Annotated in this window: 26 protein-coding genes and 1 pseudogene; 6 read left to right on the forward strand and 21 right to left on the reverse strand. The window is 53.7% G+C overall.

Annotated elements, in window-relative coordinates:
- Position 1: 1 nt before the first annotated feature.
- From proW to HV334_RS05645, 7 genes and pseudogenes are all read right to left on the reverse strand, one after another.
- Positions 2-1,072 (reverse strand): glycine betaine/L-proline ABC transporter permease ProW, encoded by a 1,071-nt coding sequence (gene proW / locus HV334_RS05615; RefSeq protein ID WP_181221257.1) that lies wholly within the window; start codon positions 1,070-1,072, stop codon positions 2-4.
- The gene (proV, locus tag HV334_RS05620) at positions 1,065-2,267 is read right to left on the reverse strand and encodes a glycine betaine/L-proline ABC transporter ATP-binding protein ProV (RefSeq protein ID WP_016157301.1); all 1,203 of its coding nucleotides are present in this window, start codon (positions 2,265-2,267) and stop codon (positions 1,065-1,067) included. The genes proW and proV overlap by 8 nt, the downstream gene beginning before the upstream one ends.
- A gap of 354 nt (positions 2,268-2,621) precedes the next feature.
- Positions 2,622-3,580 (reverse strand): annotated as a pseudogene (gene nrdF / locus HV334_RS05625) (class 1b ribonucleoside-diphosphate reductase subunit beta).
- Positions 3,581-3,590: 10 nt separating this feature from the next.
- Positions 3,591-5,735 carry a class 1b ribonucleoside-diphosphate reductase subunit alpha gene (nrdE, locus tag HV334_RS05630; RefSeq protein WP_181221258.1) on the reverse strand — a complete coding sequence of 715 codons (2,145 nt, stop codon included), beginning with the start codon at positions 5,733-5,735 and terminating at the stop codon, positions 3,591-3,593.
- Positions 5,708-6,118, reverse strand: coding sequence for a class Ib ribonucleoside-diphosphate reductase assembly flavoprotein NrdI (nrdI, locus tag HV334_RS05635; RefSeq protein WP_016154149.1), 411 nt, complete (start codon positions 6,116-6,118; stop codon positions 5,708-5,710). The genes nrdE and nrdI overlap by 28 nt, the downstream gene beginning before the upstream one ends.
- Positions 6,115-6,360: a glutaredoxin-like protein NrdH gene (nrdH, locus tag HV334_RS05640; RefSeq protein ID WP_016154148.1), complete on the reverse strand. Its 246-nt coding sequence runs from the start codon at positions 6,358-6,360 to the stop codon at positions 6,115-6,117. The genes nrdI and nrdH overlap by 4 nt, the downstream gene beginning before the upstream one ends.
- 225 nt (positions 6,361-6,585) lie before the next feature.
- A complete protein-coding gene (locus HV334_RS05645) occupies positions 6,586-7,017 on the reverse strand; it encodes a carboxymuconolactone decarboxylase family protein (RefSeq protein ID WP_016154147.1) in 432 nt (143 codons plus the stop codon).
- A 90-nt stretch (positions 7,018-7,107) separates the two neighbouring features.
- Here HV334_RS05645 and HV334_RS05650 point away from each other — a divergent pair, with 90 nt between their 5' ends.
- Both HV334_RS05650 and HV334_RS05655 read left to right on the forward strand, forming a co-directional pair.
- Positions 7,108-8,442, forward strand: coding sequence for a PLP-dependent aminotransferase family protein (locus tag HV334_RS05650; RefSeq protein WP_181221259.1), 1,335 nt, complete (start codon positions 7,108-7,110; stop codon positions 8,440-8,442).
- Positions 8,443-8,566: 124 nt separating this feature from the next.
- Positions 8,567-8,917, forward strand: a complete 351-nt coding sequence (locus tag HV334_RS05655; protein WP_016154145.1) for a DUF2002 family protein — start codon at positions 8,567-8,569, stop codon at positions 8,915-8,917.
- A gap of 36 nt (positions 8,918-8,953) precedes the next feature.
- Here the strand turns inward: HV334_RS05655 and alaE are convergent, their stop codons facing one another.
- On the reverse strand, positions 8,954-9,403 hold the full coding sequence (alaE, locus tag HV334_RS05660) for an L-alanine exporter AlaE (RefSeq protein WP_016154144.1): 450 nt from the start codon (positions 9,401-9,403) through the stop codon (positions 8,954-8,956).
- A 557-nt stretch (positions 9,404-9,960) separates the two neighbouring features.
- On the opposite strand from alaE, the gene stpA reads away from it, so the two are divergent.
- Entirely contained in the window at positions 9,961-10,362 is a 402-nt protein-coding gene (stpA, locus tag HV334_RS05665) for a DNA-binding protein StpA (RefSeq protein ID WP_181221260.1), read from the forward strand.
- 36 nt (positions 10,363-10,398) lie between these two features.
- Here the strand turns inward: stpA and HV334_RS05670 are convergent, their stop codons facing one another.
- The 3 genes from HV334_RS05670 to HV334_RS05680 form a co-directional block, all read right to left on the reverse strand.
- The gene (locus HV334_RS05670; RefSeq protein WP_016154141.1) at positions 10,399-10,578 is read right to left on the reverse strand and encodes a hypothetical protein; all 180 of its coding nucleotides are present in this window, start codon (positions 10,576-10,578) and stop codon (positions 10,399-10,401) included.
- A gap of 80 nt (positions 10,579-10,658) precedes the next feature.
- Entirely contained in the window at positions 10,659-11,186 is a 528-nt protein-coding gene (locus tag HV334_RS05675; RefSeq protein WP_016154140.1) for a rhodanese family protein, read from the reverse strand.
- Between the two features lie 9 nt (positions 11,187-11,195).
- The gene (locus HV334_RS05680) at positions 11,196-11,495 is read right to left on the reverse strand and encodes a metalloregulator ArsR/SmtB family transcription factor (protein WP_016154139.1); all 300 of its coding nucleotides are present in this window, start codon (positions 11,493-11,495) and stop codon (positions 11,196-11,198) included.
- A 184-nt stretch (positions 11,496-11,679) separates the two neighbouring features.
- Between HV334_RS05680 and HV334_RS05685 the strand changes: the two genes are divergently transcribed.
- Together HV334_RS05685 and lysM are read left to right on the forward strand one after the other, a co-directional pair.
- Positions 11,680-11,838: a YqaE/Pmp3 family membrane protein gene (locus HV334_RS05685; protein ID WP_181221261.1), complete on the forward strand. Its 159-nt coding sequence runs from the start codon at positions 11,680-11,682 to the stop codon at positions 11,836-11,838.
- 96 nt (positions 11,839-11,934) lie between these two features.
- Positions 11,935-12,384 carry a peptidoglycan-binding protein LysM gene (lysM, locus tag HV334_RS05690; RefSeq protein WP_016154138.1) on the forward strand — a complete coding sequence of 150 codons (450 nt, stop codon included), beginning with the start codon at positions 11,935-11,937 and terminating at the stop codon, positions 12,382-12,384.
- A gap of 12 nt (positions 12,385-12,396) precedes the next feature.
- Here the strand turns inward: lysM and csiR are convergent, their stop codons facing one another.
- From csiR to HV334_RS05725, 7 genes are all read right to left on the reverse strand, one after another.
- Positions 12,397-13,083, reverse strand: a complete 687-nt coding sequence (gene csiR, locus HV334_RS05695) for a DNA-binding transcriptional regulator CsiR (RefSeq protein WP_047358821.1) — start codon at positions 13,081-13,083, stop codon at positions 12,397-12,399.
- Between the two features lie 45 nt (positions 13,084-13,128).
- Positions 13,129-14,529, reverse strand: a complete 1,401-nt coding sequence (gene gabP, locus HV334_RS05700) for a GABA permease (RefSeq protein ID WP_016154136.1) — start codon at positions 14,527-14,529, stop codon at positions 13,129-13,131.
- Positions 14,530-14,682: 153 nt separating this feature from the next.
- Complete coding sequence (gene gabT, locus HV334_RS05705) at positions 14,683-15,966, reverse strand: 4-aminobutyrate--2-oxoglutarate transaminase (RefSeq protein WP_047499473.1); 1,284 nt, start codon at positions 15,964-15,966, stop codon at positions 14,683-14,685.
- Between the two features lie 25 nt (positions 15,967-15,991).
- Positions 15,992-17,440 (reverse strand): NADP-dependent succinate-semialdehyde dehydrogenase, encoded by a 1,449-nt coding sequence (gene gabD, locus HV334_RS05710; RefSeq protein ID WP_181221262.1) that lies wholly within the window; start codon positions 17,438-17,440, stop codon positions 15,992-15,994.
- Positions 17,441-17,463: 23 nt separating this feature from the next.
- Complete coding sequence (gene lhgO, locus HV334_RS05715; RefSeq protein ID WP_049282751.1) at positions 17,464-18,732, reverse strand: L-2-hydroxyglutarate oxidase; 1,269 nt, start codon at positions 18,730-18,732, stop codon at positions 17,464-17,466.
- A gap of 19 nt (positions 18,733-18,751) precedes the next feature.
- Positions 18,752-19,729, reverse strand: a complete 978-nt coding sequence (glaH, locus tag HV334_RS05720; protein ID WP_016154132.1) for a glutarate dioxygenase GlaH — start codon at positions 19,727-19,729, stop codon at positions 18,752-18,754.
- Between the two features lie 260 nt (positions 19,730-19,989).
- The gene (locus HV334_RS05725) at positions 19,990-20,592 is read right to left on the reverse strand and encodes a short chain dehydrogenase (RefSeq protein ID WP_016154131.1); all 603 of its coding nucleotides are present in this window, start codon (positions 20,590-20,592) and stop codon (positions 19,990-19,992) included.
- 98 nt (positions 20,593-20,690) lie between these two features.
- Between HV334_RS05725 and HV334_RS05730 the strand changes: the two genes are divergently transcribed.
- Complete coding sequence (locus tag HV334_RS05730; protein ID WP_080859119.1) at positions 20,691-21,581, forward strand: LysR family transcriptional regulator; 891 nt, start codon at positions 20,691-20,693, stop codon at positions 21,579-21,581.
- Between the two features lie 43 nt (positions 21,582-21,624).
- Here the strand turns inward: HV334_RS05730 and HV334_RS05735 are convergent, their stop codons facing one another.
- Genes HV334_RS05735 through HV334_RS05745 form a run of 3 tightly spaced genes read right to left on the reverse strand, consistent with a single transcriptional unit; the run spans position 21,625 to position 24,576 of the window.
- Positions 21,625-23,139 carry a tripartite tricarboxylate transporter permease gene (locus tag HV334_RS05735; protein ID WP_016154129.1) on the reverse strand — a complete coding sequence of 505 codons (1,515 nt, stop codon included), beginning with the start codon at positions 23,137-23,139 and terminating at the stop codon, positions 21,625-21,627.
- A gap of 10 nt (positions 23,140-23,149) precedes the next feature.
- Positions 23,150-23,584 carry a tripartite tricarboxylate transporter TctB family protein gene (locus tag HV334_RS05740; protein ID WP_087050849.1) on the reverse strand — a complete coding sequence of 145 codons (435 nt, stop codon included), beginning with the start codon at positions 23,582-23,584 and terminating at the stop codon, positions 23,150-23,152.
- Between the two features lie 14 nt (positions 23,585-23,598).
- The gene (locus tag HV334_RS05745) at positions 23,599-24,576 is read right to left on the reverse strand and encodes a tripartite tricarboxylate transporter substrate binding protein (RefSeq protein WP_181221263.1); all 978 of its coding nucleotides are present in this window, start codon (positions 24,574-24,576) and stop codon (positions 23,599-23,601) included.
- Positions 24,577-24,599 lie beyond the last annotated feature (23 nt).

Consider the following 24,599-nt stretch of genomic DNA (forward strand, 5'->3'; position numbering starts at 1 on the left):
ATTACTTCGTGAATGGGCGAGTGATAAGCCCAACGGGACCGGTGGTGTACCAGCGACGGTTGCCACGGCTACGGGCGTCGCGACCGACAGCCTGCGTCAGGCGGTCGAGAATGATGGCGAGGATCACGATCCCAACTCCGCCGACGGTGGCAAGCCCCATATCCAGACGACCGATTCCGCGCAGAACCATCTGACCCAGTCCGCCGACGGCGATCATCGACGCGATGACGACCATTGAGAGCGCCAGCATCAGCGTCTGGTTGACCCCGGCCATAATGGTAGGCATCGCCAGCGGGAGCTGGACTTTAAACAGCATCTGACGCGGGCTGGCGCCAAATGAGCGCGAGGCTTCAATCAAGTCGGCTGGCACCTGGTTAATCCCCAGAATGGTCAGACGCACGATTGGCGGCAGGGCGAAGATAATCGTCACCACCACGCCCGGGACGTTGCCGATACCAAACAGCATGACGATCGGCACCAGATAGACGAACGCAGGTGTGGTTTGCATGGCGTCCAGCAGCGGACGAACAATTTTTGCCGCCCGTGGACTGCGCGCCAACCAGATCCCCATCGGTAGACCGATCACCACGCAGAACAGCAGCGCGGTTAGTACCAGCGCCAGGGTGATCATGGCCTGCGACCACGCGCCGATGGCCCCGATTGCAATCAATGAAATCAGCGTAGCAACGCCCATTCCAACGCCGGAAATCTGCCAGGCAATCAGAGCGAACAGGATAATCGCCACCGGGGCTGGCATACCCAACAGAAGCTGCTGGAAGCCGTTGAGAATATAATCCACCGGGACTCGAATGCCCTGGAAGACCGGACGGAAATGGGTAACGACCCAGTCGATCCCTTCTGTGACCCAGCTATCCAGCGGGATCAGCGTTTTATGGAACGGATCCATAATATTGAAATGCTCTGGCGCCGGCGCCGGCGCGGGTGCGCTGGTCAGCCAGTCTGCGCCACCGCCGTCAGCTGGCGCGCCTGATGGCGTACTCCAGGCATCGGCGGTTTGTGCGGCACTGTCGGCCGCTGGTGTGGTATCCCACGGATTGGTTTGATCAGCCATTGTTTGCCCCCTCACGATCTAAAGCCTGTAACAGCATGCGTTTTGAAATGATGCCCACATACTGCTGTTCCTCATCAACAACCGGCACCGCGCACGGGGCCTGGCCGACATGAGAAAGCAACTCGCTGAGAGGAGTTTGCGCATCCACGGCTAACGGCTCATCGATCAATGCCGCTTCAATACCTTGCGCCTGACTTAATGCTGTTTTTAAAGAGTCGATAGAGACAACGCCGACGAATTTATTGCCGCGCTCGATCACGTAACCATATTCGCGATCTTTGTCCTGCAATAATTGCAGCGCTGAACGTGGACCGACCCCGGGCGTTTTACGAATTAAACCTTCAGGGCTACGACGTGAAATATCCTTGGCACTAAAGACCTGGCTAATATCAACGCCGCGGAAGAAGGTGCGTACATAATCATTGGCCGGATTATTCAGGATTTCATCTGGCGTGCCGACCTGGACCACTTCACCGTTTTGCATAATGGCAATTCTGTCGCCAATACGCATAGCTTCGTCGAGATCGTGGGAAATAAAGACCACGGTACGTTGATGTTTCGCCTGTAGTTTTACCAGTTCATCCTGCATCTCGGTACGAATTAACGGATCGAGGGCAGAAAAGGCCTCATCCATTAATAAGATGTCAGGGTTAATGGCTAATGCACGGGCGAGGCCCACACGCTGGCGCATCCCTCCGGAAAGTTCATCCGGGTATCCGTGAGCATAATTCTCCAGACCAACCTGACGCAGCGCATCTAACGCTTTTTCACGACGTTCATCCGCGCCAACACCGGCTAATTCCATGCCGAATGCCGTATTGTCCAGGACCGTCATGTGCGGCATCAGGGCAAAGGACTGGAAAACCATCGCAATCTTTTTTCTGCGCACCTCGCGAAGCTCAGCATCGGATATCCGGGCGATGTCTACGCCGTCAATCAATACTTGCCCGCGGGTGGGTTCAATCAGGCGATTGAGAAGGCGTACCATTGTGGATTTACCCGAACCGGATAATCCCATGATGACAAATATCTCGCCTTCTTCAATGGCCAGACTGGCGTTCTTAACGCCAAGCGATAGCCCTGTTTTATCCAGAATCTGCTCTTTTGAAAGTCCTTTTTCAATATATTTGAAGGCTCTCTGCGGATGCTCTCCAAATATCTTATAGAGATTTTTAACTTCTAATTTAATTGCCATGCAATAGAATGATTCCTGTTATTTGTTTATATCGATATATTACCTGATGGAAATAGTGACCTTTTTCTACCCTAACATACTGAGAATCTGAGACAACCCTGAATTTGTTTGTGGCACGAATATTGCCGAAGGCCATGTGGCGGGACTTCCCGTGATATAAGGGCTGAGCGCGAATGTGAATGGGGTAATATTTTTTGTAAATGGCAATGAAAAGTCGCCTGAATTGCTGAAATGCAGGCGAATAATGCGTCTGATATTGAGTGTAGATCACACAATTATATTTGCACGACAAAAGTGTGATCCTGTTAAAATATTTCCGCGAAAAATGTACGGTATTTCCCGCGGAAATGAGTGCTAGAAATTCCAGTCGTCGTCTTCGGTTTCGACAGCTTTTCCCATCACGTATGATGAGCCGGAACCCGAGAAGAAATCGTGGTTTTCGTCAGCGTTGGGCGACAGCGCAGCAAGGATTGCCGGGTTAACCTCCGCCATTTCTGGCGGGAATAATGCCTCATACCCCAAATTCATTAATGCCTTATTGGCGTTGTAGCAAAGGAAGGCTTTGACGTCATCCACCCAGCCGGTTTCTGCATACAATTCTTCCGTATAATGCGCTTCGTTATCATACAATTCCATCAGCAGATCGAGGGCAAAATTCTTTAACTCCTCGCGTGCGGATTCAGAAATGTGCTCCAGACCTTTTTGATATTTATAACCAATGTAATACCCGTGAACGGCTTCATCACGAATGATCAGACGAATGAGATCGGCGGTATTGGTCAGTTTTCCGCGGCTGGAGAAATACATTGGCAACCAGAAGCCGGAATAGAACAGGAAGGATTCCAGAACACGCTGGCAATTTTTTTCTTCAACGGTTCGTCGCTGGCGTAATGTGTCAAAACGATCTGTGCCTTGCGCTGGAGTGGGGTATTTTCTTCACTCCACGCGTAAGCCGCATCCACGTCTTTGGTCTGGCAAAGAGTGGAGAAAATTGAGCTGTACGAACGGGCGTGCACCGCTTCCATAAAGCTGATATTCGATAGCACCGCCTCTTCATGCGGCGTTAACGAATCGGCCATCAATGCTGGCGCACCGGCTATGTTCTGAATAGTGTCGAGCAGCGTCAGCCCGGTAAAAACGCGGATAGTCAGCTGCTGTTCGGCGGCGTTCAACGTTTGCCAGGCCGGGATATCGTTGGAGAGCGGGACCTTTTCCGGTAGCCAGAAGTTACTGGTCAGGCGATTCCAAACCTCGAGATCTTTATCATCCTCAATCTTGTTCCAGTTGATGGCACTCACGCGGGATAATGTCATGTTGTCCTCCTTACAGCGCGCATGACACGCAACCTTCGATTTCGGTTCCTTCCAGCGCCAACTGGCGTAGTCGGATGTAATACAGCGATTTGATGCCCTTACGCCAGGCGTAAATCTGCGCTTTGTTGATATCGCGAGTGGTGGCGGTATCGGGGAAAAAGAGCGTCAGTGAAAGCCCCTGATCGACATGCCGCGTTGCTTCAGCGTAGGTATCAATGATTTTTTGTGGACCAATCTCGTAGGCATCCTGATACAAGGCCAGATTCTCATTGGTCATAAACGGGGCAGGGTAGTAAACGCGCCCGGTTTTGCCCTCTTTGCGAATCTCCACTTTTGACACGATCGGGTGAATGCTTGATGTCGCATGGTTGATGTAGGAGATAGAACCCGTTGGCGGAACCGCTTGTAAATTCTGGTTATAAATGCCGTAGCGCATGACATCTTCACGCAGCTGCGACCACATTTCGCGCGTTGGCAGCGTAATGCCGCTGGTGGCAAACAGTGTGCGAACCTTGTCGGTTTTTGGCTGCCAGTCGCCCTGTAGATACTGGTTAAAATACTCACCGCTGGCGTAGCGGGACTGCCTGAATCCGGCAAAGGTTTTGCCGCGTTCCCGGGCGAGCTTCATCGACGTATTCAGCGCATGCCAGGTGATGGTGTAGAAATAGAGATTGGTGAAATCCAGCCCTTCAGGTGAGCCGTAGGCGATACCTTCCCGTGCCAGATACCCGTGCAGGTTCATCTGCCCAAGACCGATGGCGTGCGATGCGCTGTTCCCGGCCTCAATTGAGGGTACGCTGCGGATATGGCTCATGTCCGAAACGGCCGTTAAGCCGCGAACCGCCGTTTCCACGGTCCGCCCAAAGTCTGGCGAATCCATGGTATGAGCGATATTCAACGAGCCGAGGTTGCAGGAGATATCGTGCCCTGTTTGCGCGTAATTGAGGTTTTCATCGTAGGTGGAAGCGCTGTTAACCTGCAAAATCTCCGAGCACAGGTTGCTCATATTGATACGACCGGCAATCGGATTGGCGCGATTCACCGTGTCTTCAAACATGATGTAAGGGTAGCCGGACTCGAACTGGATCTCGGCCAGTCGCTGGAAGAAATCGCGGGCGTTAATGTATTTTTTGCGCACTCGTTTGTCGGCAACCAGTTCGTCATACCGTTCAGTTACGGCGATATCACCGAATGGTTTGCCGTAAATGCGTTCCATGTCATACGGTGAAAACAGCGCCATTTGGGCATTTTCTTTGGCTAACTGGAAGGTGACATCCGGGATCACCACACCAAGCGAGAGCGTTTTGATACGGATTTTCTCGTCGGCGTTTTCACGTTTGGTATCGAGAAAACGCAAAATATCCGGATGATGCGCGTGCAGATACACCGCGCCCGCACCCTGACGCGCCCCTAATTGATTCGCATAAGAAAACGCATCCTCCAGCATTTTCATTACCGGGATCACCCCAGAGGATTGGTTCTCAATGCGCTTAATGGGCGCACCCGCCTCACGCAGGTTAGAGAGCAAAAATGCCACGCCGCCGCCGCGTTTGGAGAGTTGCAGCGCCGAGTTGACCGCCCGTCCAATTGACTCCATGTTGTCTTCAATGCGTAACAGGAAGCAGGAAACCAGCTCGCCGCGTTGCTGTTTACCGCAGTTTAAAAAGGTTGGCGTGGCGGGTTGAAAACGCCCGGAGAGCATTTCATCGGTCAGTTGCAGAGCGAGCGCTTCATCGCCCTGCGCCAGCGTGAGTGCCACCATCGTTACGCGATCCTCAAAGTCTTCGAGATAGCGCTTCCCGTCGAACGTTTTCAGCGTATAGCTGGTATAGAACTTCCATGCGCCGAGGAACGTCTGGAAACGAAATCCGCTGGCGTGGGCGTGGGCGAATAGCTTCAGCACAAACGCGCGATCGTAGCGGGCTAACACGCTGGCATCGTAATAGCCTTCATCCACCAACGTGTCCAGACGCGCCTGCTGGCTGGCAAACGCCACCGAGTTGGGGCGGACGTGGGCGGTAAAGAATGCCTCCACCGCCTGATGGTCTTTGTCGAACTGAATGCGCCCGGCCTTATCGTACAGATTCAGCATGGCGTTCAGGGCGTGATAATCCAGCGTCTGCTGTTCTACACGTTCTGCAGTTGTCGTTGCCAAAATTCGCTCACTCCTTTTTGCACGTTGTCGATATCGCTTTGGGTGCCCATCAGCTCAAAGCGATAGAGCCACGGCACGCCGCATTTTTGTGAGATGACATCACCCGCGCGACCGTAGGCGTCTCCGAAATTGCGATTGCCGGAGGCGATCACTCCACGGATTAACGCCCGGTTGTGCGTATCGTTTAAAAAGCGGATCACCTGTCTCGGGACCGCGCCAGCTGTACCGCCGCCACCGTAGGAGGGCACGATTAAAATGTAAGGTTCGTCTACCCGGATCCGCTCGCGTTCGTTAAGCGGAATGCGGATGGCAGGCAGCCCCAGACGCTGCATGAAGCGGTGCGTATTTTCGGAGCTGCTGGAAAAGTAGACGAGCTGACTCATGCGCTGGCCACTTGAGGGGCCGAGCGCAGACGGTTGATCATGTCCGGGCGAAATCCTGACCAACTGGTTTCCCCTGCGACCACGACCGGTAACTGACGAAAGCCTTGATCGCGCAGGCGATCAGCCATATCAGGGTGTAAATCGACGTTTACCATCTCAAAGTCAAACCCGCGGCTTTCCATCGCCCGCTTAGTAGCGTGGCACTGAACACAGTTGTTACGAGTGTAAATAACAATGCGCATGATTCGTATTTCCATCTAAAAGTAAAAGAATGACGCGATAGAGGGCGTCAGGTTGTGTGTGTCTTGATAGAGGAGATACTAGATGTAGTTTTAAAAAGATTCAACCATACAAGATATGGTAATTTTAGATTGATGAGGGCATGGGTGATGAGCCTGACGGAGGAAGTGATAGGAACTATGGCAGGTTGCCGGATGGCGTTTATGTCGCCATCCGGCAGCGCAGAATCACATGCGCATCCCTACCGCCAGACGGTTAAAGCAGTTCATCAGGCTAATAGCAAACGTCAGATCGCTAATCTCTTTCGCGCTAAAATGGTCGAGCAGCGGCAGATAAACGTCATCTTCGGCATGGGTGCTGGCTATATGGGTGACGGATTCGGCCCACGCCAGCGCCGCACGCTCCTGCTCGCTGAAGTGATGACTCACCCGCCAGCCTGCCAGCGCGTCCAGTTTGGCCTGCGCAACACCGGATTTGCGCAGCGCCTTACTGTGCATTTCCAGGCAAAAGGCGCAGCCGTTGATTTGCGAGACTCGCAGGTAAATCAGTTCCGTCAGCGTAGGTTCCAGCGCGCAGTTTTCCAGCGCTTTGCTGGCCTGAACCAAAGCGTTATAGATTTCAGGGCTGAGTTCATAATAGGGCTGGCGTAACATTGTCATGGTATTTCTCCTCGTTTGGATGACCCGCAATGTAGCACTATAATGGACTGCTACAGAGAGCCATATTGTTGCCAAAAAAGCAGACCATAAATGCCACGCTATCAGCAAATCGCCCGTCAGTTAAAAAACGCCATTGAGAAAGGTGAACTAAAGCCAGGCACAAGATTGCCCTCCAGTCGGACCTGGGCCCAGGAGCTGGGGGTATCACGTTCGACGGTGGAAAATGCCTATGCAGATCTGGTGGCGCAGGGCTGGCTCGCGCGACGCGGGCAGGCAGGAACATTTGTCAGTGAGCAACTGCGACCGGAAAACGCACCTGTGTCTCCCGCCATCTTCGCCGGAGAAAACCCCAGGCCGCAGCCTTTTCAGATGGGATTACCCGCACTCGATCTCTTCCCGCGGGACGTCTGGGCGCGGGTGATGGGGCGGCGTTTACGCACCCAAACGCGTTTTGACCTGGCCGTGGGCGATGTTTGCGGCGAACGGGTGTTACGTCAGGCGATTGTCGATTACCTGCGCGTCTCACGCAGTATTGAGTGCCAGCCGGAGCAGATTTTTATTACTTCAGGCTACGCGGCATCAATGACGTTAATCCTGCGCGCTCTGTCTCAACCCGGTGAGGGGATGTGGGTCGAAGATCCTGGCTTTCCGTTGATTCACCCTGTGGTGGCTCAGGAGCGCATTGAGCTGATGCCGGTGGCAGTTGATGCCGATGGCCTGGATGTCTGCGCTGGGATCCGTGACTACCCGCAGGCGCGTTTTGTGCTGCTCACTCCCGCACACCAAAGTCCGCTGGGCATCGCCCTGTCATTAGACCGTCGCCACCAACTGCTTGAATGGGCGACTCGGGCGCAGGCGTGGATCATTGAAGATGATTACGACAGTGAATTTCGCTACCACGGCAAACCGTTGCCGCCGCTAAAAAGTCTGGATGCGCCCCAGCGGGTGATTTATGCCGGAACGTTCAGCAAATCGATGTTTCCGGCTTTGCGCACGGCATGGCTGGTGGTACCCCTGACTCAGGTCGAACATTTTCGTCAGCAGGCGGCGCTAACGGCCTGTAGCGTTCCGGTTTTATGGCAGCAAACGCTGGCGGATTTTATGCAAGATGGCCACTTCTGGCGGCACTTAAAACGTATGCGCCAGAATTATGCCCTGCGACGTCAATGGATGGAAAACGCGCTGAGCGAACAAGGATTTAACGTCATTCCTCAGGAAGGAGGGATTCAGCTGGTGATAACTGTCGACGGAGATGATGTTGCGCTAGTGCGCAAAGCGAATCAGGCCGGGCTGGCGGTTCAGGCGTTAAGCCGCTGGCGAATAACTTCAGCAGGAAAGGGGGGAATATTGCTGTCGTTTACCAACATCAGCTCGGTGGAAATGGCGCAGCAGGCGGCGTATCAACTGCGGATGGCGCTGACATAATTCTGCGCGGTTCTTAAGATATTCGTCCCACCATCGCCACTCGTTTATGGACTTTTCTGAAAGCGTTGCTAATGCTGAATCAGGTAAGGTAAGCCCGCAGTAAAAAAGATAACGAGGAAAATATATGTATTTACGACCTGATGAGGTGGCGCGCGTACTTGAAAAAGTGGGCTTTACCGTCGATGTAGTGACGCAAAAAACGTACGGCTATCGTCGTGGCGAAAATTATGTGTACGTTAACCGTGAAGCACGTATGGGACGTACCGCATTAGTTATCCATCCCACGCTAAAAGAGCGCAGCTCTTCGCTGGCGGAACCTGCGACGGATATTAAAACCTGCGATCACTACCAGCAATTCCCGCTATATTTAGCCGGAGAGACTCACGAACATTATGGTATTCCGCACGGCTTCAGTTCGCGAATTGCGCTTGAGCGTTATCTGAGTGGGTTGTTTGGCGACGTTAGTTCAAACTAATAATGCGACTGGCAGGGCCAGTCGCGAAGAGATCTGTCAGGCTTTAGCCTGGTGATAGCTGCTGACCTTAAACAGGCGGCGGCAATAATCAAGAAAGTAGCCATAGACCGCGCCCATCAGCATTGATACCACGATGTTCGAACTTACTGCAGCCGTAATCTGGTGCCAGTCGGCGCCAACCGTCAAAAGAATAATCACATACACTGGTGACTGGAAGGTGACATAAGCCAGCACGTCCGCCAGGTTTTTCCCCCATCCTGCTTGCGTGGCTTTACGCGCCGCGCGCATAAACAAATCGCGATACATGCCGTATGGCCACGCGATCAGGATGTTGACGGGGATAGCCACCAGTCTGGAGTACAGAGACTGTTCGAAGCTCATTCCTGAAAGGAATATTTCGATCAACATGTTCACGACAGAACAATAAACAACCATCGCGAACGTGTCTGCTACTGCATGACGCAAGCGTGACTGCGGAGAGAACATGTTAATGCTCCTTGTAAAAAGGGAAAAAAAGGTTTTGAATACCTTCTTGCTAGTGATTTGTCTTGCTGCTTTCGCGTTTGAATAGGATATCTGCCTGGATAATAACTAGCAACTAGCTTAAAATTTTTATTTATTACCTTTTTGTCGATAAAATGCTCTGCAATGGTTTGTTTTTTGTTCGTTTTGGTATTTTCGTTGCTGATTTAATTAAAGGCATTTTAGATCAATGGGTTATGGAAATTTGTTTTTCTGAATTTTTTGCGCTCCTTTTCTCAATGTTGACTAATGTGCAATATGTATACGCACCGGCTCCGCGCGATGTTGTGGCCTGTTTTTCGAGTGATACCCTGAGACTCCTTGCAAGTATATTTATAGCGACTAGCAGAGGAATAGAATATATCGCATAGGCGATATCAAAATGGATGCGATAAATACACGAATTAGCTTTTTTGATTAGTAATATGCGAATAAATTAGACTGGAAATATAATAAGCAGTTGCATACAATATTTAGGGTAATACCGTTTTTATGTTTTACGTTAAAGAGGTTTTGTTAATATGAGTTCAATGTTAAAAAACTTAAATAATATCCGCTCGCTGCGTGCAATGGCTCGTGAATTTTCCGTTGATGTGCTGGAAGATATGCTTGAAAAATTTAGGGTAGTGACCAAAGAACGCCGTGATGAAGAAGAACAACTACAGCGCCAACGTGCAGAACAGCAGGAAAAAATTAATACTTTGCTGGCGATGATGCAGGCAGACGGGATCAATCCGGAAGAGCTGCTGAGCATGACGCCTGCGACGGCACGTTCAGTTAAAAAACGTCAGCCGCGCCCGGCGAAATATCGTTTTACCGATCTCAATGGTGAAACAAAAACATGGACCGGACAGGGTCGCACACCGAAGCCAATTGCCCAGGCACTGGCTGCCGGTAAATCTCTTGATGACTTTTTGATCTGATTATTAATGCGGTGAGGGCGACCTCACCGCTTATTTTCAGCAAACGCCAAAATCACCCTCTTCGGTATATCGCGTCACGTCAGCTGCTTTCAGCGTGAATTTTTCGCCGCTTTCATTACTGGCGTGTACCGCCACAATGTGATCGCCATTGACTTCGACAACTTTCAGTTTAGGTCCACCCATGCGTGGTTGAACCAGATCGCCAGGTTTAAACATATTGCTCTCCTTTATTTATCGCAGAACTCACCATAGATCACGTCAATCAGCGGGTACAGTGCAGTTTCAATGATTACCGCTTAATGAGTACGTCGGTTCCAGGGCATGATATCCAGCAATCGCGCCATGCCGCAAAAGCCGGTCACGCCAGCGAGTATTAGCCCGGCGCCCACAAAACCGCTCAGCAGGAAGAAGGCGCTGCTAACGGTGTAGCCCAGAATGACGCCGAGTAAGGCAAGGCTGCCGGCGGCTATCTGCACCTGGCGCATCAGCGGTAACGGTTGTGAACGATCTTTTGCCACCGGAAAACCTGCGGCTTTCCAGCCGTCAATTCCACCTTCCAACAACCAGACCTGCGCAGGCGCGGCAATAGCGTTCAGTTTTGTCGCCGCGTTTTGTGTACGTTTGCCTGACTGGCAGTGAAAAATCACCTGTCCGGCGCGTAAATTCGCAGGCAGCGATCCCTGCTCTAGCGTAGGTAATGGCGCCAGATGCGCCTCCGGAATATGCTCGTACAGATACTCGTCAGCATCGCGGATATCAATCAGTTTTGCGCCTTGTGCGACCAGCGTCTGCGCCTCGCGCGGGGAAATCGTCCCAATGGTCATGATGGCTCCTTATGGGCAATACAGTGTTTTTAATGTGGCGATCAGTGAATTCACGGCCGCATTTTTGATGGAGTACAGGATGCGCTGGGCATCGCGTTGGCTGTCTATCAGGCCCTCTTCGCGCATACGCGCCAGATGCTGCGAAGTGGCGGAAGGACTCAGGCCGGTAACACGGGCTAATTCGCCCGCGCTGGTACCGGGTGAGCCGCAGAGCATGCACAAAATCAGCAACCTTTTCGGGTTACTCATCGCTTTTAGCAGGGCGGCAGCCTGCTCAGCGCTGGCCTGGAGTTGTTCAAGTTCAGTCATATGTATTTAAGTATATTCTAAATTAAGCTTATTCTAAAATAAACGGTCAACGTACGCCAGCGTAAAGAGCGTAAAGGAGGGTAAAACAGCAGGGGAAGGCTGGCAGAGTTAGGTACACTGACTATGCTTAGAGATAAAATCTCTTTTTAAACAATGAGTAACTTTTTGCTTGTATGGAGTGTGTATGGGTTTCTGGAGAATCGTTTTTACTATTATTCTGCCCCCGCTTGCCGTGCTGCTGGGGAAGGGGTTCGGCTGGGCATTTATCCTCAATATTGTTCTGACGCTGCTGGGCTACATCCCGGGTCTGATCCACGCCTTCTGGATACAAACGCGTAACTAATTACCCTTCTACTACGGCGCTTTGGCGCCGTTTTCTTTGCGCTCCTTTCTCCTCTGCTACACTTCCTGGTGTTGATTGTTAACTACCGAGGTGGATATGGGACTCTTTAATTTTGTAAAAGATGCGGGTGAAAAACTGTGGGATGCGGTTACAGGCAACCATGACACTGCCGATCTGGCAAAAAAGGTACAGGAACACCTGAACAAAACGGGCATCCCGGATGCGGATAAAGTGAACGTCCAAATTAACGAAGGTAAAGCCACCGTTTCTGGCGATGGACTAAGTCAGGAAGCGAAAGAAAAAATCCTGATTGCGATTGGTAATATCTCTGGTATTGCCAGCGTCGACGATCAGGTAAAAACTTCTGCGCCGGCGAGTGAAAGCCAGTTTTATACCGTAAAATCAGGAGATACCCTGAGCGCTATTGCCAAACAGGTATACGGTAACGCCAACCTGTATAACCAGATATTTGAAGCGAATAAACCGATGCTGAAAAGCCCGGATAAAATTTATCCAGGGCAGGTTTTGCGTATTCCAGAACAATAAGAATGTTCAGGCTTATTGCGTCAGCAATTTGCCGGACATCGCTTGTTGAATAATTGGAATGGGCGTCAGCAGATGCTGGCGCATTAATTCGCTGGCACGTGCGGCATCGCGTGCCAGAATTGCTTCGGTCAGGGTTTGGTGCTGATCGTGTTTATCTTCCAACATCTCCACCGACAGCACCGTCTTTCGCAGCCAGATAAACCGGTAGCGCGCCGCCAAATCGAATAGCCGTTCGCGCATTTGCAGCAGATACTGTGAACCGCAGCCAGCGACAATTGCCGAGTGAAAAGCCTGATGGCGCTGATCCCACTCGTCGAGCATCTGTTCACTGGCGTCAACGGCTTCAAGCTTGCCGAGCATATGCGCCCGCGCCAGAATTTCAGCTTCCCAGGCGTCGCCGCCGCGTTCAATGGCCAGCGCGACCAGCATGGCTTCCATATTGGCGCGGGCATCGAAAATATCGAGTAACTCCTGTTCGGACATTGGGGCGACACGATACCCTTTCTGATTGACCACCGTGACCAGCCGCTCGGCAACCAACTGCGAAAGCGCTTCGCGTAACGGTCCCACGCCAAGCTCATAGCGTGAGGTCAGCAGGCTCATACGCAGTTTTTCATCAGGCTGATACACACCGCGGATGATGTCGTTTTTCAGCCAGCGGTATCCATCAATGGCCGTCGGTTGGGGAATGGCGGTCATGGTCTTACTCCTGAACGGTTTTCCCGGCCTGCGCCGGGAAAAGGTTTAATGCGTATTTTGCAACGGTGCTTTTTGCCACGATAGCAGTTTTTTCCAGCGTGACATAATAGGCACGGTGCAAATAATTCCTATGGCTAACAACCCGGTAGAGATAACTTCCAGTTGTTGAGCCGGGCGAAAGAGCATCACCACCAACACAAAGATAATAAAGGCGATTACCAGCCAGGTAAGCCACGGATAGAGCCACATTTTCAGTTTAATTTCACCGCCTCGCGCCAGCAGGATTTTGCGCATCCGCAGTTGGGAAATTGCAATCACCAAATAAACCAGCAGGGCGATGGCACCGGAGCTGTCGATCAGGAATTTGAACACCTTGGCCGGGGCGTAATAGTTGACCACCACGGTGAGGAACGCGGCACCCGTAGACAGCAACACCGCCACATAAGGCGTTTTACTCCGGTTCGTTTTACCCATAAAGGCGGGAGCATCGCCACGACGGCTCAGGGAGTAAAGCATACGCGACGACGTATACAGCGCGGAGTTCAGACAACTGGTTACCGACAGCAATATGACACAGTCCATGATCAGCTTCGCGTGTGGGATATGCAGTAACTCCAGCACCGAGCGGTAAGAGCCCACCTCTTTCAGTCCCGGCATGTTCCACGGAATCAGCGCGACGACCACGAAAATAGAGCACAGATAGAAGATGGAGATACGCCAGATAACCGAGTTGGTGGCGCGGACGATGTGCTTATCCGGGGTATCGGACTCGGCGGCGGCGATGGTAACAATCTCTGCGCCCATAAAGGAGAACATGGTGATTAGCATCGCGCTGATCACCGCGCCAAAGCCGTTGGGCATGAAGCCGCCCTGATCCCACAGGCGCGAAACTCCGCTGACCTCGGCATAGGGGTAGAAACCGCTAATCGCCACCGCGCCGAGAGTGATAAACGCCAGTATGGCAATCACTTTGCACAGCGCCAGCCAGAACTCGAACTCACCGTAATTTTTGACGCTCAGCAAATTACTGCCGGTTAATGCCAACGTGATAACCAGAGAAAACAGCCAGATAGGAATGCCTGGAACCCAGGAGTGCAGAATGATGGCGGCGATATTCGCTTCCAGCGGGATAACCAACACCCAGAACCACCAGTACAGCCAGCCGATGGTATAACCCGCCCACGGCCCGATGGCCTTATCGGCGTAGGTGGAAAAGGAACCGGTATCCGGGGTGGCAACGGCCATTTCGGCCAGCATGCGCATAATCATCACCACCAGCAATCCGGCGAACAGATAGGCCAGTAATACTGCGGGACCGGCTTCTGCAATCGCCACGCTTGAACCCACAAACAAACTTGCGCCGATAACCCCGGCAATAGACAGCATGGTGACGTGGCGTGATTTCAGCCCGCCCCCTAAATCATGTGATTGTGACACTTGCCCCATCTTTTAAACCTCTCGAAAGTATTTCACTTGGGAGAGCACCCCGGCATTCCCGCGCCGGGGCACGCGTATTTATTGTTATTGACCCTGTCTGCCGGATGGCGGCTCCGCCTTATCCGGCCTGAGGATTGCGTTTTTTATTGGTCGAATGCGGTGTTAACCCTGCTTCGCTTCGGCAAAACACTGAGCGATAATGTCCAGCCCCTGGCGGATTTGGGCATCTTCAATGGTCAGTGGGACAAGAATGCGCAGTACGTTGTAGTAAGGTCCGCAGGAGAGCAGGATCAGCCCTTTATCGCGCGCACGCGCGACGATTTCCGCGGTCAGTTTGGCGTTTGGTTTCGTGTGATCGCCGTCTTCAAACAGTTCGATTGCGATCATCGCTCCCAGCCCGCGTACATCGCCAATCTCGCGGTGGGTTTCCGCGATAGCCAGCAGGCCTTCGCGCAGGGTTTGCCCCAGGTCGTTGGCTTTTTGCAGCAGATTTTCCTGTTCGAAAATATTCAGTACCGCCAGTGCGGCGGCACAGGCAATCGGGTTACCGGCATAGGTACCGCCCAGACCGCCCGGTGGGATAGCGTCCATGACTTCGGCGCGCCCGGTCACTCCCGCCAGCGGGAAGCCACCGGCGATAGATTTGGCGAAGGTGGTGAGATCGGGCGCAACGCCCATCTGCTCCATAGCGAACAGCGTACCGGTACGGCCCGCGCCGCTCTGTACTTCATCGGCAATCAGCATGATGCCGTGCTCGTCACAAATGGCGCGCAGACGTTGCATAAAAGCAGGAGAGGCGGCGTAAAAACCACCTTCGCCCTGGACGGGCTCAATCACGATGGCGGCAACGTCTTCCGGAGCGGCATCATTTTTGAAGATACGGTGAATGCTGGCGATAGCATCGTCTTCACTGATGCCGTGCAGCGGGCAAGGATAAAGCGCACGATACACGTGGCCCGGCATCAGTCCCATTCCTGCAGAGTACGGATTTACTTTCCCGGTCAGCGACAGGGTGTAGTGGGTTCGACCGTGGTAAGCGCCGCTGAAGGCGATAGTGCCGGTTCGTTTGGTGGCGGCGCGGGCGATTTTCACCGCGTTTTCTACCGCTTCGGAGCCGGTTGTCACCAGCAGGGTTTTTTTGGCGAAATCGCCCGGCACTTTCTTATTCATGATTTCGCACAGCTCCAGGTACGGCTCATAGGCCAGCACCTGGAAACAGGTATGGGACAGCTTTTTCAACTGTGCTTCTACCGCAGAGACGATCTGCGGGTGCAGGTGGCCGGTGTTCAGCACCGCAATACCGCCAGCAAAATCGAGGAATTCACGACCTTCAACGTCCCAGACTCGACAGTTTTCTGCACGCTCGGCAAAAATAGGATGGATTTGTCCTACGCCACGGGGAACGGCGTTGCTGCGACGTTGCATAAGTTCTTTGTTGGTGCTCATCAGGTGTTCTCCAGTATTTATTTTATTAAAGGCCGATGCACATATATTTGATTTCTAAGTAGTCTTCGATGCCGTATTTCGATCCTTCACGGCCAAGACCGGAGGCTTTGATTCCCCCAAACGGGGCGACTTCGTTGGAGATAATGCCGGTGTTAATCCCGACAATGCCGTATTCCAGCGCTTCGCCAACGCGAAAGACGCGGCTCAAATCACGGGCGTAGAAATAGGCGGCCAGACCAAACTCGGTGTCATTGGCCTGAGCGATGACGTCAGCCTCGTCCTTAAACCGGAACAGCGGAGCCAGCGGGCCGAACGTCTCTTCTTTGGCGACCTTCGCGTTATCAGGCACATCCACCAAAATGGTGGGCTGGAAGAAGTTGCCGCCGAGTGCGTGAGGTTTGCCACCCGCGATAATGCGCGCGCCTTTATCCAGAGCATCGGCGATGTGTTCCTGCACTTTGGCTACCGCTTTCTCGTCGATCAGCGGCCCGGTGGTGACGTCAGGCTGCAGACCATCACCGAGGTGCAGTTTGCTCACAGCCTGCTGGAGTTTTTCGGCAAAACGGTCATACACGCCGTCCTGCACGTACAGGCGGTTGGCGCAGACACAGGTTTGGCCAGCGTTACGGAACTTTGATGCCAGTGCGCCTTCCACGGCTTTATCGAGATCGGCATCGTCAAAGACGATAAACGGCGCATTGCCGCCCAGCTCCAGCGACACTTTTTTGATATCTTTGGCGCACTGCTGCATTAACTGACGGCCAATTTCGGTTGAGCCGGTAAATGACAGCTTGCGTACCAGCGGGTTGCCGGTTAGCTCGTTGCCGACCGCGCTCGCTGAACCGGTCACCACGCTGAAAACGCCTGCCGGGATCCCGGCGCGATTGGCAAGCTCTGCCAGCGCCAGTGCGGAGTAGGGGGTCTGGCTGGCCGGTTTAAGCACCATTGTGCAACCAGCCGCCAGCGCCGGACCGGCTTTGCGGGTAATCATCGCCGCGGGGAAGTTCCACGGCGTAATCGCGGCGGTAACGCCGATCGGCTGTTTGATGACGATTAGGCGTTTGTCGGCCTGGTGGCCGGGGATCGTATCGCCATAGATACGTTTGCCCTCTTCGGCAAACCACTCAATAAAGGAAGCGGCATAGGTGATTTCACCTTTGGCTTCTGCCAGCGGTTTACCCTGTTCCAGGGTCATCAGACGGGCGAGATCGTCCTGATGCTCAATCATCAGGTTGAACCAGCGGCGCAGGATGTTGGCCCGCTCTTTGGCGGTCAGCGCACGCCAGGCGGGCAGAGCGCGGTTAGCGGCGTTAATCGCTTCGCGGGTTTCATCCGCCCCCATTTTCGGTACGCTACCTAATTGCTGACCGCTGGCGGGGTTGGTCACCGCGATGGTCTCGCCGCTGTTGGCGTCACGCCAGTTGCCGTCGATCAGTGCTTGCTGGCGAAATAAGGTTGGATCGTTAAGTTGCATAATTGCGTCCTGTCTAAATCGTTTTAACGGGTGAATGCGGCGTGTAATGTTTCCACGCTACGTGCCGCACGCAGCGTGCGTCCGGGATTACTCTGGTTCTCCAGCAGCGCATGAACTTTGCTGACAATATGCGCGCCGATAGGGATCGCCGACGTTGCTGCCGGAGAAGGCGCGTTACAGGTGTGAATTGAGCGTGGCGTGGTGACAAACAGGAAATCGTCGATTAGCTTGCCGTCCGGCGACACAGCCTGTGCCCGCACGCCTGCAGGCCAGGGCTGCAGATCCTTGAGCGTCAGACTCGGGCAGTACTTTTGTACCAGCCGCAGATAACCGCTTTTGCACAGCGAATTCTTCATTTCGCCAAGTCCTGAGCGCAGGTTGTTTTGCAGCACGCGACGAATGCCGGAAGAGCTGAGGATCTCCAGCGTATCGCTGAGCGAGAAGTCGCGTTTACGGTAGCCTTCACGTTTAAATGCCAGTACCGCGTTGGGGCCCACGGTGACGCTGCCGTCAATCATCCGGGTCAGATGAACGCCGAGAAACGGCATCGCCGGGTCGGGGATGGGGTAGATCAGATGGTTGACTATCTGGTTATGTTCTGACGCCAGACGGAAATATTCGCCACGGAACGGACAGATGATAAAGCCGGGTTCAACGCCGAGCATTTTCACTAGTCGGTCCGCCATCAGGCCAGAGCAGCTAATCAGCGTCGCTCCCTCAAATTCCTGACCCTGACGGGTATGTACGACAACGCCCGTAGCGTGCTCTTTTAGCGCGCTGACCTCAGCGTTGTAGATAATCTCACCGCCTTTGGCCTGAAATATCTTCGCCATCGCGGCGGTGACTTCGCGGTAGCTGACGATCCCGCTCGACGGAACAAAAATACCGCCCAGCCCGGTGATGTTGGGTTCACGCTCGCGAAGCTCCTGCGCATTCAGCCATTCGCGCTCAAGGCCGTTAGCGGCGGTGCGATCCCACAGCGCGCGCATGCGCTCCATTTCCAGTTCGGAGGTGGCAACCAGCATTTTTCCGCAGACGTCGTAGCGGATGCCGTTTTGATCGCAAAAGGCTTTTGTGGCGCGATTTCCGGCCAGGCAAAACTGCGCCTTCAGGCTGCCGGGGGTGTAATAGACCCCGGCATGAATTACGCCGCTGTTGTGGCCCGTCTGATGACAGGCCGGGCCGGACTCTTTTTCCAGCAGCGCGATTCTGGCGTCCGGATAGACATCAATCAGCTGCATGGCGGTCGACATGCCGATAATGCCGCCGCCAATAATCACAAAATCATACATCCGCTTTATTCCTTCGCGCTTACTGATGGGTCTGGTAGTGGTTTGTCGCATAAGCGAAATAACCACGCTGGCGCATCAGCTCGCGGCGCAGGTCAGGATGCGAGGTGAAGCGATCGCGACCGTGCAACCAGAACAGGTTGTTGATTAGCAGGAATTTACCGACTGAAACCGGAACGGAAATAATGGCCTTGCTGGTTTCCAACGCATCGGACAAATCGCTCAGCCAGACGCCTTCTTCATAATCTTTTGGCTGGACGAACTGGTCGATGTAGCGCATCACCGGGCGGCCCTGCTGGTCAACGTCAAACACCGGATGGAACACTTCCTGGCTGACGTTTTTGCTTGGCGGTGCGGCAAAGCGCATGGCGCGACGCGCCAGCGGGTGGGTAAAGTACTGATCCAGATGTTCCCAGTCGTCGAGGTGCAGCAGCAGCGAGTTACCGCCGGTCATGTTCTGCTCGTCAATCTTCATCATCAGCACATAGTCGGTGATTTCTTCGAGGTAGGTTCCGTCGTTATGCAGCTCCATTACACGGTGCGGCTGGCGCAGATAGCTGTCTGAGTTATCAACGTTTTTCACCACAAAACGGGCATAGTATTGACCGCTCATCGCATCAAAATTGGAGCGCCCGATAAGATGCGCTACCGCCGTCGCCAGCTTGACCATCTCTTCAGCCTGTGCGACATCATCCACGCCAACGGCGTTGATCAGCAGTGCGCCTTCGGCACGATCGAGCAACGTTTTCAGCAGCAAAGGCTGCAACTGATTACCGCACAGGTCGTCGAGGATCTTGCCCACTTTGAAGCGCAGGAAGGATTTGTATTCCAGTGCCTGCACCGGCCACTGCGCTACGGCTTTCAGAAATTGCTCAGTGGTCTCAGCGGAAAAAGTCAGCTCCAGCAGGCGTGGGGACTGGGCTGATGGTTTCAACGTGAAACCGCTGTAGTGCTGGGCTGGATCATCAGCGTTCGGTTTTACGGCAGTCAGTGCGTTCATCAAATCGTTCCTCTCAGCAGATTGTCAGGGAGATATGGCGCAGCTCGTTTCGTAGCCATAAATTAAAAATATCTACATTTTTGAAAAACGCGCACAGAATGAGCTTGTTTGTTTATTATTTGTGATCAAAAACAACAATTATTTAACATTATAAAGAGTGAGGTTAAGTGCGGGGAGGAGAAGGGAGGACAGGTAATGTTATTTTAAAACAAAGAGTTAATTATTCTGCCGCTGAGGGTAACTCAACGGCAGCAGCAAAGTCAGTAACCGACTTTATAAATGCGTCCGGTTTGGATGCCTTCCACGCTGCGGCGATAGGCGTTGGCAACGGTAGCGGCGGGGACGCTTTCAAAGCCTGGGAAGAAACCATCGTATGCTTCGGCGGATTCACTGAGTACGGTTGGGCTTATCAGGTTTATGCGCTGACCACGACCTAGCTCACAGGCAGCAGCGCGCACAAATCCTTCCAGCCCGGCATTGATCGTTGCCGCATTCGCCCCTTGTGCGATGGGTTCATGGGCGATAATGCCGCTAATTAGCGTAATAGAGCCGCCATCATTGAGGAAATGTTGCCCGGTTAATGCCAGACGTATCTGGCCTAACAGCTTATCCTGTAATCCCTGATTAAAGTCCTCGTCGGTCATTGTCGACAGCGGGCCAAAGAACAGGTTGCCGGTGGCGGAAACGATCGCATCTACCCGACCGACTTTTTCAAACAATGCCCCGACACTCTCCTGCGAGGTGATATCGACCTGGTAATCTCCCTGCGTGCGACCTACGCGGATCACCTCATGTTTACGGCTTAACGTTTCTGTGACTGCGCGCCCCACTGTACCGCTGGCACCAATAATGACGATTTTCATAACCACCTCCAGAATAGTGTGAGCCACTATTCTTTAATGAAAATGAAATCGGATAAACTGGCTATAAGTTAGATGATTGCTAACCAGAGGTTTGTAATATGGATAAGCTGCGCGGCATGGAAACGTTTATCGCCGTGGTGGAGAGCGGAAGCTTTACCTCCGCGGCAACAAGACTCGAGATGTCTGCGGTGATGGTGGGAAAATATATCACCCAACTGGAAGCACAGCTCGGCACGCGTCTGCTGGAGCGCAATACTCGCCGCCAGAGCCTGACCGATGCCGGGCGTGTCTATTTTGAAGAAGCCCGCCGCGTGCTGGAGCAGGTGTCGATAGCTGAGCGTTCGGTAGAGCGTCTGCGGCTGGCCCCTGCGGGGACGCTGCGCATTAGCGCGCCTACTTCTTTTGGCGCTTGCGTTATCTCGCCGTTGGCCGCTGCGTTTTTACAGGCCTGGCCTGAGGTGCGCATTGAGCTGGATCTGACCAACCGGATGGTTGATCTGGTGAATGAAGGCGTCGACCTGGCGATCCGTATTGGCGATATCCATCAGACTGATGTGGTGGCGAAATACCTGTGCCCTTACCGTATGGCGATCTGTGCATCAAAGGATTATCTTGCCCGTCATGGCACGCCCCTTACGCCAGCGGATCTGGTGGATCATCTGTGCCTGTCCCATACCGTGTGGACGGCTCGTAACGAATGGATACTGCCTGGCGTGACGGGTGAAGTCAGATGGAAGCGCGATGCGATCCTGCGCTGTAACGATGGTCATGGCCTGCGTATGGCTGCGGTAGCGGGGGCCGGACTGTTATTGCAACCGGAGGTGCTGCTGGCGCAAGAGCTGGCTACCGGGAAACTGGTTCGGATACTGGAAAAGTTTACGCCGCAGCCGCGGCCGATTCATCTACTGTGGCGACAAGATTTGCGTCCGCTGCCCAAGCTGACGCGGTTTGTTGAGCACGTACTCAGTGCCGTTCAGGAATTAAGATGAAAATGCCGGATAAGGCGCGTCAGCGCCGCTACCCGGCATATTATTAGCTGATATCCACCTGCGGTTTGCTGTTACGTTTACGAATCAGGCGTAGCACTGGCGGGACAACGATAACCAGTACCGCCATCACCAGCAGCACTTTCGCCACGCCGCTGGCCCACAGAATATCCATATTACCGTTACTGATAGACAGCGCCCGACGCAGGTTCTGCTCCAGCATTTCCCCGAGAACGAAGCCTAAAATTAACGGCGACATCGGGAAGTGCATTTTGCGCAATATGTAGCCCAGCACGCCGAGGGCAACCATCAGCACCAGATCGAAAGTGGTGCTGTGGACGGCATACACGCCCACCGCGGAGACTGCCGCGATAGCCGGTACCAAAAACCACAAGGGGATGGTCAGCATACGGGTAAACAGGCCGATCAACGGGATGTTCATCACCAGCAGCATCACGTTAGCAATCAGCAGCGCCGCAATCAGCCCCCAAACGATATCCGGCTGTTCGGTGAACATGGCCGGACCCGGGGTGATATTGTACAGCGTCAGCGCGCCCATCATCACCGCCGTGGTGCCGGAGCCCGGTACGCCGAGCGTCAGCATCGGGATAAAGGAGCCACAGGCCGAGGCGTTGTTGGCGGCTTCGGGGGCCGCCACGCCGCGTATATCCCCTTTGCCGAAGCTGTCGCTATTGCCGCTGAGCTTTTTCTCGGTCATGTAGGTGATAGCGCTGGCAATGGTTGCGCCCGCGCCAGGCAGGACGCCGACGAAAAAGCCAATCACCGATGAACGCAGAGTTGCGCCAACGCACTGCGCACCTTCTTTGGCGTTAAATAACATGCGGCCCGTTTTACGCACCAGCGTCTGGCCACTGCTGGTATGTTCCAGCATTAACAGTATTTCAGAGACTGAGAACAGCCCAATCACTACCACGATAAACTGCACACCGTCGGAGAGATGAACGCTGTCAAAGGTAAAGCGATAAACCCCGGTATTGGCGTCTACGCCGACGGTCGCAAGGCCGAGACCGATAAGCGCTGCCAGAAATGATTTCAGCGGGTTTTGCGCCATCATGCTGCCAAGGCAGGCAATGGCGAAAACCATTAAGGCAAAGTATTCCGCCGGACCGAAGGCCAGCGACCATTGGGCTAACGCCGGGGCAAACAGAATGATGCCGCCGATAGCGATAAGCGAACCAATGAAAGAGCTGACCGCCGAGATAGAGAGCGCAACGCCGCCGCGGCCTTGCTGCGCCATCGGGTAGCCATCCAGCGCGGTCATAATCGCCGCCGCATCGCCGGGAACATTCAGCAGGATGGAGGAGATACGTCCGCCGTATTCACAACCTATGTAGACCGTAGCCAGCAGGATCAGCGCAGATTCTGCAGGCAGATGCAAAGCGAAGGCCAGAGGCAGGAGGATCGCCACGCCGTTAATGGGTCCAAGACCAGGCAACAGCCCGACAATGGTACCGACAAAACAGCCAATCAGGGCGATGACCAGGTTTTCCGGCGTCATGGCCACCGCGAAACCCTGAGAAAGATAAATCCAGGTATCCATCGTTTCTCCGTTAACCCAGCCAGGCGCCGAGTGGTAAGGTGACGTCAAGCAGTCGGTCAAAGGCATACCACAGCAGAATGCCGAGTACCGCGCCGGAAATACCCGCAGCCGGAATGGTTGCGCCGAACAGCATGCCAATCACCACGGTGAGAATGGCGGTGGCGATGGGAAAACCGAGCCATTCGAAACCCCAGGCGTACATCAACAGAACAATCACCATCGTCAGCAGCTTTTGCAGCACGTGACGGCGGGGCCAACTGATGGTGTCGGGATGGCGCAACAGCAGCGCCACGGCGCATACCAGCATCAGGCTGATAATGCCAAGCGGAAAGGGACGCGGCCCAACCGGCTCATAGCTGTATTCGCTGGTGATTTGCCAGGCCACGAACAGCCCGGCTATACAGAGCAACAGCCAGATACCTGCAAAAATACGATCGCTCATCATCTTTGCCTCTGCGCTTATTTCGCCAGACCGAAGGCTTTCGCCTGCTCACGGTAATCCGTGACCTGCTTTTTCACGTATTCGTCGAGCTGCTTACCGCTCATGTTGAATTCAAACAGGCCGCGCAGATCGCGCTGCTTTTTAAACTCATCGGTCTGCTGGAGTTTGTTAAAGGCATCAACCCACCACTGATACTCGGCGTCGCTGACTTTTGGTCCAACGTAGAAGCCACGAATGATGGGCCACACGAGGTCGTAACCCTGCTCTTTGGCGGTTGGCACGTTAGCTAACTGGCCTGGCAGACGTTCATCAGAGAACACGGCGAGCACGCGGATTTTGTCGCCGCTAAGATAAGGCACCATCTCGCTGAGATCGCCGGAAACCACCTGTACGTGATTCCCCATCAGCGCGGTGACCGGTTCGCCGCCGCCCTCAAAGGCCACATAGCGCATCTTGTGTGGATCGACGTTGGCTTTTTGCGCCAGCAGCGCCGACTTCATCCAGTCCTGACTACCGATAGAGGCGCCTGCGCCAATGACCACGCTGTTAGGATCTTTCTCCATTGCCGTCAGCAGATCTTTCAGCGTTTTCCATGGTGAGTCCTGGCGTACGGCAATCATGCCGTAGTCAGTGCCCACACTTGCCAGCCAGCGGACATCATCAACGCCGTAGCGACCAAACTTCCCTTGTGACAGGTTCAGCAGCGAGCCGCCGGAGAATGCCACTACGGTACCCGCTTCAGCCGGACGTTGCGCGACGATCGCGTTATAGGCCACGGCGCCAACGCCACCGGGCATGTAGGTTACGCGCATTGGTTTTTCGATAGCGCCGGTTTCCATCATGCTCACTTGAATCAACTTACAGGTGAGATCGAAACCACCGCCGGGTTTAGCAGGGGCGATACATTCTGTGCGCGATGGCGCTTGTTCCGCCAGAACAGAGGTACTCATCAGTAAAATGCTTGCAGTAAGGGTACGAACTAACTGTTTTTTCATTGTTTATCCTCACGCCGGAAAAC

It is taken from the genome of Citrobacter sp. RHBSTW-00944, from assembly GCF_013615435.1.
Lineage (GTDB): Bacteria > Pseudomonadota > Gammaproteobacteria > Enterobacterales > Enterobacteriaceae > Citrobacter > Citrobacter braakii.

Coding starts and splice junctions, on each gene's coding strand:
- proW (WP_181221257.1), bottom strand. CDS start 1,072: ATGGCTGATCAAACCAATCCGTGGGATACCACACCAGCGGCCGACAGT.
- proV (WP_016157301.1), bottom strand. CDS start 2,267: ATGGCAATTAAATTAGAAGTTAAAAATCTCTATAAGATATTTGGAGAG.
- nrdI (WP_016154149.1), bottom strand. CDS start 6,118: ATGAGTCAGCTCGTCTACTTTTCCAGCAGCTCCGAAAATACGCACCGC.
- nrdH (WP_016154148.1), bottom strand. CDS start 6,360: ATGCGCATTGTTATTTACACTCGTAACAACTGTGTTCAGTGCCACGCT.
- HV334_RS05645 (WP_016154147.1), bottom strand. CDS start 7,017: ATGACAATGTTACGCCAGCCCTATTATGAACTCAGCCCTGAAATCTAT.
- HV334_RS05650 (WP_181221259.1), top strand. CDS start 7,108: ATGCCACGCTATCAGCAAATCGCCCGTCAGTTAAAAAACGCCATTGAG.
- HV334_RS05655 (WP_016154145.1), top strand. CDS start 8,567: ATGTATTTACGACCTGATGAGGTGGCGCGCGTACTTGAAAAAGTGGGC.
- alaE (WP_016154144.1), bottom strand. CDS start 9,403: ATGTTCTCTCCGCAGTCACGCTTGCGTCATGCAGTAGCAGACACGTTC.
- stpA (WP_181221260.1), top strand. CDS start 9,961: ATGAGTTCAATGTTAAAAAACTTAAATAATATCCGCTCGCTGCGTGCA.
- HV334_RS05670 (WP_016154141.1), bottom strand. CDS start 10,578: ATGTTTAAACCTGGCGATCTGGTTCAACCACGCATGGGTGGACCTAAA.
- HV334_RS05675 (WP_016154140.1), bottom strand. CDS start 11,186: ATGACCATTGGGACGATTTCCCCGCGCGAGGCGCAGACGCTGGTCGCA.
- HV334_RS05680 (WP_016154139.1), bottom strand. CDS start 11,495: ATGACTGAACTTGAACAACTCCAGGCCAGCGCTGAGCAGGCTGCCGCC.
- HV334_RS05685 (WP_181221261.1), top strand. CDS start 11,680: ATGGGTTTCTGGAGAATCGTTTTTACTATTATTCTGCCCCCGCTTGCC.
- lysM (WP_016154138.1), top strand. CDS start 11,935: ATGGGACTCTTTAATTTTGTAAAAGATGCGGGTGAAAAACTGTGGGAT.
- csiR (WP_047358821.1), bottom strand. CDS start 13,083: ATGACCGCCATTCCCCAACCGACGGCCATTGATGGATACCGCTGGCTG.
- gabP (WP_016154136.1), bottom strand. CDS start 14,529: ATGGGGCAAGTGTCACAATCACATGATTTAGGGGGCGGGCTGAAATCA.
- gabT (WP_047499473.1), bottom strand. CDS start 15,966: ATGAGCACCAACAAAGAACTTATGCAACGTCGCAGCAACGCCGTTCCC.
- gabD (WP_181221262.1), bottom strand. CDS start 17,440: ATGCAACTTAACGATCCAACCTTATTTCGCCAGCAAGCACTGATCGAC.
- lhgO (WP_049282751.1), bottom strand. CDS start 18,732: ATGTATGATTTTGTGATTATTGGCGGCGGCATTATCGGCATGTCGACC.
- glaH (WP_016154132.1), bottom strand. CDS start 19,729: ATGAACGCACTGACTGCCGTAAAACCGAACGCTGATGATCCAGCCCAG.
- HV334_RS05725 (WP_016154131.1), bottom strand. CDS start 20,592: ATGAAAATCGTCATTATTGGTGCCAGCGGTACAGTGGGGCGCGCAGTC.
- HV334_RS05730 (WP_080859119.1), top strand. CDS start 20,691: ATGGATAAGCTGCGCGGCATGGAAACGTTTATCGCCGTGGTGGAGAGC.
- HV334_RS05735 (WP_016154129.1), bottom strand. CDS start 23,139: ATGGATACCTGGATTTATCTTTCTCAGGGTTTCGCGGTGGCCATGACG.
- HV334_RS05740 (WP_087050849.1), bottom strand. CDS start 23,584: ATGATGAGCGATCGTATTTTTGCAGGTATCTGGCTGTTGCTCTGTATA.
- HV334_RS05745 (WP_181221263.1), bottom strand. CDS start 24,576: ATGAAAAAACAGTTAGTTCGTACCCTTACTGCAAGCATTTTACTGATG.